Origin of the sequence: Pseudomonas auratipiscis (assembly GCF_036324085.1) — a bacterium.
GTDB lineage: Bacteria > Pseudomonadota > Gammaproteobacteria > Pseudomonadales > Pseudomonadaceae > Aquipseudomonas > Aquipseudomonas auratipiscis.
In genome coordinates this window covers 1-10,795 of record NZ_JAZDCU010000005.1, presented here as the reverse complement: position 1 = coordinate 10,795, position 10,795 = coordinate 1, and the positions used below count along the sequence as shown (strand labels likewise).

Here is a 10,795-nt window from a genome sequence, read left to right as displayed (position 1 = left end):
CGGCGTCAAACTCCGGGCTGAAGTTGATCGTCCAGCTTCATGGTCAAGGCAAGCGAGCTGCCCATATGGATGGCTTGATCACGCCAAAACAAATAGCGCAAAGCATCATGAGAAACACTGAAGTGCACCGCCAGCTCTTCTGCGGCCTGCATGACCCCAGCCACTGCTGCCAGCTCCAACCAGTACACGCCAGCCTTGTGGTCGGCTGCAACGCTCTGCCCGTGCAACAGCCGATAGCCCACTTCAAAACGGCAACGCGCATCGCCGCTCTGGGCGCCGCGCGAAAACCAGCTGTACGCCATTTGTAGATCAACGCTCCAGGTCTGCAAGTCGCCGTCGCAGATCTCCTCTTCATAGAGATCACCCAAGGCCGCAGCCGCCTGTTCCAGGCCGCGCTCGAACGCATGCTGGTAGTACTCGGCCGCGCTGGCATAGGCGACCTCGACCCCCTTGCCGAAGTAATACTGCTGGCCGAGGTTGAACCAGGCCACAGCGCTGCCTTGCAATGCCGCCATACGCAACAGATGCCCGGCCAGTGGGGTGTCGGCGCGCCAATATTTTCCATTCAGCCAGATCCAGCCCAGATCGTTGAGCGCCGCGACACTGCCGTCCAACGCCTGGCTGCGCAGATCGCTGTACAGCGCCTGCAGATCCGAGGCTTCTTCGAGGCGACTGATCAGGAGGAAGCTTTCGCCCAACGCTGCCCGCTGACTGGGCATGCCCACGCCAGCGTACATCCGCTCCAACTGGCCGGTTCGACCCGACACAGGAGTGATTCGCTCAGGCAGCAGACGCTCGAGCAGTGGGTAAATATTGCTGGCAGCCGACATGTTCATCCTCGTTGAACAACCCTCCCAAACGCTGGCGGGTGTAATGAGGCGTGATTCTGCGCAGAGCCACGACAAAACCTGTCGCGAACGATTCGGTTGAGGCAAATCAACGGCTTCATCCTTGATCTAATAGTTAAATGGCCAATTGCCATAACTCGCCACTGAGACCATGCTACAACCGCAAGCCTAGACAAGGACGTTATCTTTTGCCCTCCGCAACCACCCGTGCCACTCTCAGCCGTCAATGGGAGTTACTGCGCCAACTGCCCAGCCGCTCACCAGGCATTACCAGCGCCGAGCTGGTAGCTCGCCTGCAAGATGCCGGTTTTCCCATCAGCAAACGCAGTATCGAGCGCGACCTCAACGAGTTGTCGCTGATCTTTCCGCTGGAGCGTAATGACAAGAGCATTCCCTACGGCTGGCACTGGGCAGCCAACGCCTGCATCGAACTGCGCGGCATCAGTATCAGCGAGGCTTTAAGCCTGGCGCTGGTCGAAGAAGCCGTGCGGCCCTTGCTGCCAAGCAGCATGCTCAAGGTGCTCGATCCACGCTTCAGCCATGCTCGGCAGAAGCTTGAACATCTTTCCGGTGCCAACAAGGCGGCACGCTGGCTGGACAAGGTCGCCAGTGTACGGGCAGACATGAATATGCAGGCCCCGGAAGTGCCGGACAGTATTCTGGAGACCCTGCAACAAGCGCTGCTCGAGGAGTACCAGTTGCACTGCCAGTACTACTCAGCGCACACCGATAAGGTCAGCGAGTTGACCCTCAATCCACTGGCATTGATCCAGCGTGGCCAGATCAGCTACCTGATCGCCACCGCTGCGCCCTACAGTGATATTCGCCAATTCGCAGTACATCGCTTTCGCCATCTGCGCGTGCTCGGCAGCGCAACCGAAGGCTTGCGCGACTTCGACCTGCAGGCCTACTTGCGCAGTGATGCTCTGCAGTTCGGGGATACCGACAAGATCGAGTTGCAGGCCTGGATCAGCGACAACCTGGCACGCCTGGTACGTGAGACCCCGCTGTCAGCGGATATGCAGCTCGTCAAGCTGGAACAGGGTCATTGTCTGCGAGCCACCGTGAGCAACAGCTGGCAACTGCGCTGGTGGCTACTGAGCCAAGGCGACGGTTTGATCGTCGAGCAGCCCCTGACCCTACGCCAGCAAATGGCTGAAACCCTGAGTAACGCGGCCGCCCAGTACCAGGCGGCGCAGCAGGCCTGATTCAACAAGCGCTCAGACTACTGCCGCGTTGCCCAAGATCGCGGGGCAGGCTTAGCGCTCGCGCAAGGCCTCGGCGCGGGCGCGGATGATGGGTTTGAGCAGGTAGCTCAGCACGCTTTTCTTGCCCGTGATGATATCCACCGAAGCAACCATGCCAGGGATGATCAACAAGGGCTTCTCGTCTGAACCCAGGTGACTGCGCTCCGTGCGCAGTTTGATCACGTAGAAGGTGTTGTTGTCTTCATCGGTGATGGTATCGGCGCCGATCTGTTCTAGCTTGGCTTTCAAACCACCGTAGATGGTGAAGTCGTAGGCCGTGAACTTGACCATGGCTTCCTGGCCCGGATGCAGGAACGCAATGTCTTGCGGACGAACACGGGCTTCGACCAGAAGGGTGTCGTCAAGCGGTACGATTTCGACCAGGTCACTGCCAGGCTGGATAACGCCACCGACGGTGTTGACCAACATTTGCTTGACGATGCCGCGCACCGGCGAAGTTACCAGGGTTCGATTGACGCGATCGTCCAGCGCCTTGCCTGTGGCCTTGGCCTTGTTCAGGTCGGTGCGCGCCTCGTTGAGTTGGGTAAGGGCATCGCTGCGGAACTTGCCGCGGGTCTCGTCAATCTTGCGCTCAACTTCTTTGATCGCCGACTCGGCTCGCGGAATGGCCAGCGAGGTGGCATCGAGCTGGCCGCGGTTTTCAACTTCAGCGCGTTTCAAACGCAATACTTCAACTTGAGAAATTGCGCCCTGGGCCACCAACGGCTCGGACATGCTGATTTCCTGGCGCAGGAGCTGCAGGCTGTTGCGATACTGGGCCTGCTTGGAACTGAACTCACGCAGCTCCTGTTGACGCTGTACCAGTTGCTCATGCATTCCGCCAAGTTCGTCCTGTAGCTGCTGACGCCGGCTCTGGTACAAGGCTTCTTCGTTGGCTGCCTGGCTGGGGACAGCTTTGCGAATTTCTTCGTCAATTTTCAGCGGACGGTCTTCGACCTCCGCGCTCAGGCGCTCAACACGCAGGGCCATCGCCAGGCGGTCAGCCTCGGTCTCGCCGACGTTGGAAACAAAACGAGTGTCATCCAGGCGCAGCAATGGCGCACCTTCTTCGACAATCTGGCCTTCTTTGGCGTAGATCTGCGCAACGATGCCGCCTTCCAGGTTCTGGATTTTTTGCAGTTTGGAGGAGGGAATTGCCTTGCCTTCACCGCGAGTGACTTCGTCAATAATTGCAAAGTGAGCCCACAACCCCAGAAACAGGAAGAATGCGATCACCCCCCAGATGGTCATGCGCACGATACGCGGTGCATCTTCGATGAGCGCCTTGTTGACCTCGGGAAGCGGCTGGCCACTGAGGGATTCCGAGCCTTTGAAATATTTGCGCAGGCTTTCCTTGAACTGCCCCATATCCATCTTAAGCAACACTGATCTGCCCCTTCTTCAGCGCATCCATAACGGCGGCTTTCGGGCCATCCGCAACAATCTGTCCCCGATCAACCACAATCAAGCGATCGACCAGTGACAACAACGATGCCCGGTGGGTGACCAGGACCACGGTCTTGCTTTCGATAACGGCTTGCAGGCGTTGCTTGAGGCGCTCCTCACCGGTGTTGTCCATCGCACTGGTAGGTTCGTCGAGCAGTAGAATCTGAGGATTGAGCAGCAATGCACGGCTAAGTGCGACGTTCTGACGTTGCCCGCCAGAAAGGTTCTGGCCGCGCTCCCCTACTTGCAGTTCATAACCTTGGGGATGCAAACGTGCAAATTCATGAACACCAGACAGCTCGGCCGCCTGCAGGACCATCTCGTCTTCGACGTAACGCGCGCCACTGACCAGGTTGTCGCGCAACGTACCGGCCATCAATTGAATGTCCTGGGGGACGTAGCCAATGTTGTGGCGCAGTTCGCTGACGTCGATCTGGCGGATATCCACGCCATCGATCAGTAGCGACCCTTTATCAGCTTCGTAAAGACCGACGATCAACTTGGCCAGCGAACTTTTACCCGAGCCGCTGCGACCGATGATGCCGATTTTTTCACCCGGGCGAATCGTAAGACTGACGCCCTTGAGGGCTTGGTTTTGCTGGTTCGGGTAAGTGAAGTCAACGCCGCGGAATTCGATTGCGCCCTGCAGAACCTGACGGCTCAGCGGACGTTCCTCGAAGTTTCGTTCCTGGGGTAGCTCCATCATCTGGTCAGTTGAAACCATGGTGACCTTGGCCTGCTGATAACGCGTAAGCAAACCAGACAGTTGGCTCATCGGGCCCAGCGCGCGGCCACTGAGCATGTAGCAAGCAATCAGACCGCCCATGCTGAGGTTACCGGCGATGATCTGGTACACGCCGGCGCAAATCAGCGCCACGCCGGCCAACTGCTGGATAAGCAACGTGATGTTCATCGCCAGGCCAGAGAGCACCTTGACCCGCATCTCCAAGCGACTGAGGGTGCCGATGGTCTGCTCCCACATGTACTGACGTTCGCTCTCGGCATTGTTGACTTTAACCGCGTCAAGGCTTGCCAGCGTTTCGATCAGGCTGGACTGACGCTCCGAAGCCAGGGCCATGGTCTGTTCCAGCGTCGCCACCAACGGCTTCTGCAGGGCATAGCCGATACCCAGGGCCAGCGGGAAGGCAATAATCGGAATCCACACCAGATGCCCGCCGATGATGGCAATGACCATCAAGATCAACAGCGTGAACGGCAGGTCAATAAGGCTGGCAAGGGTCAGCGAAGCGAGGAAATCGCGCAGGCCCTGAAATTCATGAATGTTCTGCGCGAAGCTGCCGACCCGCGCCGGACGAAACTTCATCGCCATGCCGACGATGCGCTCGAAAAGAGTCGCAGAAATGATCAGGTCGGTCTTCTTCCCCGCAAGGTCAAGGCACAGGCTACGCAGGCTCTTGAGTATCAGGTCGAAGACGTAGGCACCGCCGATGCCGATAGCCAGCACCCACAACGTCGAGGTCGCCTGGTTGGGCACCACGCGGTCGTACACGTTCATGACGAAAAGCGGTGCGGCCAAAGCAATCAGGTTGATCACCAGGCTTGCAGCGATGGCATCGATGTACAGCCAGCGGCTGCGCTTGAGCGTGTCACGGAACCAGGATCGCGCGCGCGGTATCAGGTTGCCGTGATTAACGTCGAACTTGTGCTGCGGTTGAGCGAAGAACACCCGACCGCTGTAGTCAGCCTGCAACGCATCACGGCTGACATGCACCTCGCCGCCGTCACTCTCACTGAGCAACAGCCGCGCGGTGTCATCATTCTCCCACCCGAGCAACACCGTGCTGCGACCATCCTTGAGCAGCAGCATGGCCGGCATGGCAATGCTCGGGATCTGCTCAAGCTTGCGTTGCAGCAAGCGCCCCTGTAGGCCGGCACGGGCTGCTGCACGAGGCAGCAGCTCCGGACTCAGGCGCTGGGCGGGCAAGGGTAGACCGGTGGTCAACATCGCCCGGCTGGCAGGCTTTTGATGCAGAACGCAAAGCGAGAGCAGGCTGTCCAGCAACGGATCATCGTGCTGGCTGCGTGGATCATGACTGAGTTGAACTCGACTAACTTCTGATTCCACGCGGCTTCTCTTGGTAAATGCGGTTGGGGGTAACTGAGCCTCAGTTCATGCCTGGCAGGCTCACTTGGGGCTTCAAATCGTTCTGCACAACAGTTGCCATTGGCGCTACAACACCCTGGCTCTTGAGCAGTTGGCCAATGGTCGCCTTGATTCGATACTGAGTAAACACTTGAATGTACTTCACCTCAGTCAGACGACGCTGGGCGGTGAAGAGTTCGTTTTCACTATCGAGCAAGTCGAGCAGAGTTCGCTCGCCAAGGCTGAATTGCTTCTGATACGCACTGCGCACGTTGTTGCTGTAATCGACATATTGCTGGGCAATCGGCAATTGCGCGTTGGCGTTATCCATAGCATTCCATGACAGGCCCAGTTCTTCATTGAGCTGGCGCAAAGCATTGTTGCGGATGTCCAGAGCCTGGTTGGTCAGGTAGGACTTCGATTCCAGGTCAGCCTTGTTGCTGCCACCGGAATACAGGTTGAAGCTCATACGCAGCATAGCCTGCCATTCGTTATTGTGGCCGTTCGCACCATCAATATCGTTATCTGCCGTCCGTCCGAGTTCTGCATCGAAACGTGGATAGAACGTAGACTTGGCGGCTTCATATTGCTTTTCCGCCGCTGCGATGTCGGATTCAGCCGAACGCAGGATCGGGCTGCTTTCGACCATCTGATGGCGAGCTTCATCAAGGTTGGCTGGCAGCATGTCGATAAACGGTGCAGGTGCGCTCAACTCATCGGGCATTTCACCCACCACGCTCAGGTAGTTGGTTTTTGCATCCGCCAGGTTGGTTTGCTCGGTGATCAGGTTGTTCTTGGCTTGGGCCAGACGCGCTTCGGCCTGGTCGAGGTCAGCCAGACGCCCAACGCCGCGGGTGGTACGCAGTTTGATCTGATCATAAATACGCTCGTGACTGCGCAGGTTGTCTTCGGCCAGACGCACCATTTCGCGTCGAGTCAGGACATCGAGATAAACCTGAGCTACGGTCAATGCCGTGCGCTCGGACGAACCAAGCAAGGAATAGGCACGAGAGTTAACGGTGGCTTGTTGACGCCCTACTTCGCTGGAAGTAGCGAAACCGTCAAAAACCATTTGGCGCAGACGCACGCTTGATTCACCCCGGTTGAGAGTCTCCCAACGGTTGCCGGTACTTGGGCTATCGGTCCCTTCGCGGCCGTACCCTGCCAGCACATCGACCTTGGGCAGATAGCCGCCCTTGGCAGCACGCAATTGGTAGTCAGCAGCGATACGGCTATTGACCCCAGCCTGGATTTCCGGATGCACTTCCAAGGCTTTCTGCATGGCCTCTGGCAGCGTCTGTGCCTGAACAAAGCTGGCAGCGAAAGCGAATGGAACAGCGGTGAACAATAACGCGCGCATTAGAATTTTTTCCTAGGGACCTCTTGTCCCAGATCACAGCAAAAGAACGTTGCTGCATTCGAAAATGGCAACCAAGTAGACGTTCTGTCGGAAACTTCCGAATGGGTACTCGAGCGTACGTAGGAAGGGTGGAAGCCGCTTAAATATCAATGTGACATTACGGTGGTGATTGTTTAGGATGGCAGCAGGAAGGTCAATAGTTTGGCATAAAGTTAATAGCCAAAAATTATAGACAAGTTTTTGACGCCATAAGCGTCAAAATAACATTTGAAGCATTCCAAAGAAGACGGCGTCGCACGCGCGCCGGCATGGAAGCCAACTGATTTGGTAAACCGGAGAGTCCAATGAGCAGTGTTGTTGCCATCGTCAAAAGCATTGTTGGTCAAGTTATCGCTGTATCTCCCGAAGGGGCTCGGCGCGTACTCATCGAAGGTGACCGCCTTTTCATTGGTGATCAGGTACTGACTGGCCTTGCGGGCGCAGTTACTTTGGAATTGGCCGATGGCCGCACCCTGGACTTGGGCCGGGACACTCAATGGAGCGCCGATGCGCCGGACAGCAGCACCGACCTCGCAGCGGCCACAGCTCAGGCTGCGCCCTCGGTTGAAGAGCTACAACAGGCGATCGCCGCCGGTGCTGACCCGACTACCGAACTTGAAGCCACCGCTGCCGGCCCCTCGGCAGCAGGCAGTGGTGCTGCCGGTGGCGGTCACAGCTTCGTCATGCTTGATGCCACCGCAGGATCGGTCGACCCGACCATTGGCTTCCCGACCGGGCCAATTGGTTTTGCCACCGGTGACGAGCGTGAAGAACTGGGCCGCCTGGACAACAGCAACAACCCGTTGGCTCCTACCCCGGACGTCGCGACCGGGCTGACTTTGACTGCCACGCCGTCGATCACCGAAGCGGGCGGGGAGATCATCTACACCGCCACCGTCGGTCAGCCGCCTCTGACTGACCTGACAGTGACCTTGTCCAATGGCCACACCATCGTCATCAGCGCCGGCCAGACTTCTGGTAGCGTCAGCGTGGTCATCCCGCCAAACGATACCGTGTACATCGATGGTAGCGAGATTTCAGCGACTATCACCGGTACCACAGGTGGTGGCGGACTGGTTGTCACCCCCGACAAGACGCCAGCGACTACCCAGATCACTGATACTGTCGACACGACTACGGTTAACCTGACGGCGAATCCGAGCGTCACCGAAGGGGGCGTGATCACCTATACCGCCACCCTGACCAACCCGGCGCAGACACCGGTAACTGTCACCCTGTCCAACGGCACCACCATCACTATCGGTGCAGGCCAAACGACCGGTTCGGTTGATGTACAGACGCCTCCGAACGACGTTTACAACAATGGCAGCAGTGTCAGCGCGACCATTACTGGCGCCACGGGCGGCAACTTCGAGAATCTGGTACCTAATCCGAATCCAGCCGTCACCAATATCATCGACTCGATCGACAACACCGGCCTGAGCCTGACGGCCACCGGTACGGTGGCCGAAGGTGGCCAGATCGTTTACACCGCGACGCTGACCAACCCGGCCGGCACCGCGATGACCGTAACCTTGAGCAACGGTGCGGTGATCAATATTGCCGCTGGTCAGACTCAAGGGACTGTCAGCGTAGCTGCACCTAAAGATGACGTGTACATCGATGCTGGCAATGTCGGCGCGACCATCAGCAAGACCGAAGGCGGCAACTTCGAAAACCTGGTGGCAAGCAAAGAGCCAGCGGTAACCAAAGTTACCGACACCATCGACACCTCGACGGTAACCCTTACCGCCACCCCAAGCGTCGCTGAAGGTGGCGTGGTTACCTACACCGCTTCGGTGACGGCACCTGTTACCGGATCGGCGCTGGTCATTACCCTGGCCAATGGGCAGCAAATTACTATTCCTGTCGGCCAGAGCACTGGCTCCGTCGAATTCGTCGCACCGAACAACGTCCACACCACCAACGAAGCCCTGACCAACAGCATTACCGGTACCACTGGCGGTAACTACGAGAAGCTGGACACTGCCGGCAAGCCAGTGACCACCGTTACCGATGGCCCTGGCTCGCAAGACACGACCGGCTTGAAACTGACCGCCACTGACTCTGTCGACGAAGGTGGCCAGATCACCTACACCGCGACGCTGACCCACCCAGCTGGCACGGCGATGACCGTGACCCTGAGCAACGGTGCAGTGATCAACATCGCGGCTGGTGGCACTTCCGGAACCGTTACCGTCGACGCGCCGAAGGACGACGTTTACCTCGATGCCGGTAAAGTTGAAGTCACGATCGACGGCACTTCCGGTGGCGATTTCGAGAAGCTGGCTGTGGATAACACTCCAGCGATTACCGACGTTGCAGACACCATCGACACCTCGACGGTGAAACTGACCACAGATGTCGGCACCATTGGTGAAGGTGGTGTAATCACTTACACCGCTACCGTTAGCGCGCCTGTCACCGGCTCGGACCTGGTTATCAACCTGGCTAACGGTCAGCACATCACCATTCCAGTGGGTCAAAGCACCGGTACGGTGGAGTTTGTTGCACCGGACAACGTTCACACCACCAACCCGGATCTGACCAACAGCATCACCGGCACTACTGGCGGTAACTACGAGGAGCTCGAGACCTCGGGTGAAACCACCGTCACCGTTACTGACGGTCCTGGCACCCAGAACGAAACCGGCCTGTCGTTGAGCGCCACTGGCAGCGTTGACGAAGGCGGTCAGATCACTTACACCGCCACGCTGACCCACCCAGCTGGCACGGCGATGACCGTGACCCTGAGTAACGGCGCCGTGATCAACATCCCCGCCGGGGAAACCACTGGCTCGGTCGACTTCGATGCGCCGAAGGATGACGTCTATATCGACGCCGGTACCGTTGAAGCCTCCATCGAAAGCACCACCGGTGGCGATTTCGAGAAGCTGGCCGTAGACGAGACTCCAGCTGTTACCGAAGTCAAAGACACCACCGACACTTCGACCGTGGAGCTGACCGCAGATGTCGGCACTATCGGTGAAGGCGGCGTGATCACTTACACCGCTACCGTTAGTGCGCCTGTCACCGGCTCGGACCTGGTTATCAACCTGGCCAACGGTCAGCACATCACCATTCCGGTTGGCCAGAGCACCGGTACCGTTGAATACACGGCCCCAGACAACGTCCATACCACCAACCCGGATCTGACCAACAGCATCACCGGCACCACTGGCGGTAACTACGAGAAGCTCGAAACCTCGGGTGAAACCACCGTCACCGTTACTGACGGTCCTGGCACCCAGAACGAAACCGGCCTGTCGTTGAGCGCCACTGGCAGCGTTGACGAAGGCGGCCAGATCACCTACACCGCCACACTGACCCATCCGGCTGGCACGGCAATGACCGTGACCCTGAGTAACGGCGCCGTGATCAACATCCCCGCCGGGGAAACCACTGGCTCGGTCGATTTCGATGCGCCGAAGGATGACGTCTATATCGACGCCGGTACCGTTGAAGCCTCGATCGAAAGCACCACCGGTGGTGATTTCGAGAAACTGGCCGTTGACGAAACCCCAGCCGTTACCGAAGTCAAAGACACTACCGACACTTCGACCGTAGAACTGACCGCAGATGTCGGCACTATCGGTGAAGGCGGCGTGATTACTTACACCGCGACCGTTAGCGCCCCAGTCACCGGCTCCGACCTGGTCATTAACCTGGCCAACGGTCAGCACATCACCATTCCAGTGGGTCAAAGCACCGGTACGGTGGAGTTTGTTGCGCCTGACAACGTCCATACCAC

General features: G+C 58.1%; 6 protein-coding genes. 2 read left to right on the top strand and 4 right to left on the bottom strand.

Features of this window, described 5'->3' with window-relative positions:
• Positions 1-5: 5 nt before the first annotated feature.
• Positions 6-830, bottom strand: coding sequence for a tetratricopeptide repeat protein (locus tag V0R60_RS08385; protein WP_330079127.1), 825 nt, complete (start codon positions 828-830; stop codon positions 6-8).
• 206 nt (positions 831-1,036) lie between these two features.
• Here V0R60_RS08385 and V0R60_RS08380 point away from each other — a divergent pair, with 206 nt between their 5' ends.
• The gene (locus tag V0R60_RS08380; RefSeq protein WP_330079126.1) at positions 1,037-2,056 is read left to right on the top strand and encodes a helix-turn-helix transcriptional regulator; all 1,020 of its coding nucleotides are present in this window, start codon (positions 1,037-1,039) and stop codon (positions 2,054-2,056) included.
• 51 nt (positions 2,057-2,107) lie between these two features.
• Here the strand turns inward: V0R60_RS08380 and V0R60_RS08375 are convergent, their stop codons facing one another.
• Genes V0R60_RS08375 through V0R60_RS08365 form a run of 3 tightly spaced genes read right to left on the bottom strand, consistent with a single transcriptional unit; the run spans position 2,108 to position 7,005 of the window.
• Positions 2,108-3,469 carry an HlyD family type I secretion periplasmic adaptor subunit gene (locus tag V0R60_RS08375; protein WP_375547265.1) on the bottom strand — a complete coding sequence of 454 codons (1,362 nt, stop codon included), beginning with the start codon at positions 3,467-3,469 and terminating at the stop codon, positions 2,108-2,110.
• A 1-nt stretch (position 3,470) separates the two neighbouring features.
• On the bottom strand, positions 3,471-5,627 hold the full coding sequence (locus tag V0R60_RS08370; protein WP_330079124.1) for a type I secretion system permease/ATPase: 2,157 nt from the start codon (positions 5,625-5,627) through the stop codon (positions 3,471-3,473).
• 40 nt (positions 5,628-5,667) lie between these two features.
• Positions 5,668-7,005, bottom strand: a complete 1,338-nt coding sequence (locus V0R60_RS08365) for a TolC family outer membrane protein (protein ID WP_136473934.1) — start codon at positions 7,003-7,005, stop codon at positions 5,668-5,670.
• Between the two features lie 344 nt (positions 7,006-7,349).
• Between V0R60_RS08365 and V0R60_RS08360 the strand changes: the two genes are divergently transcribed.
• Positions 7,350-10,795, top strand: a 3,446-nt coding sequence (locus V0R60_RS08360) for a retention module-containing protein (RefSeq protein WP_330079123.1), incomplete at its 3' end; no start/stop codon positions are given.

What these genes read in the sequence shown, in the direction of transcription:
- V0R60_RS08385 (WP_330079127.1), bottom strand. Translation starts at nt 830, where the DNA reads ATGTCGGCTGCCAGCAATATTTACCCACTGCTCGAGCGTCTGCTGCCT.
- V0R60_RS08365 (WP_136473934.1), bottom strand. Translation starts at nt 7,005, where the DNA reads ATGCGCGCGTTATTGTTCACCGCTGTTCCATTCGCTTTCGCTGCCAGC.
- V0R60_RS08375 (WP_375547265.1), bottom strand. Translation starts at nt 3,469, where the DNA reads ATGGATATGGGGCAGTTCAAGGAAAGCCTGCGCAAATATTTCAAAGGC.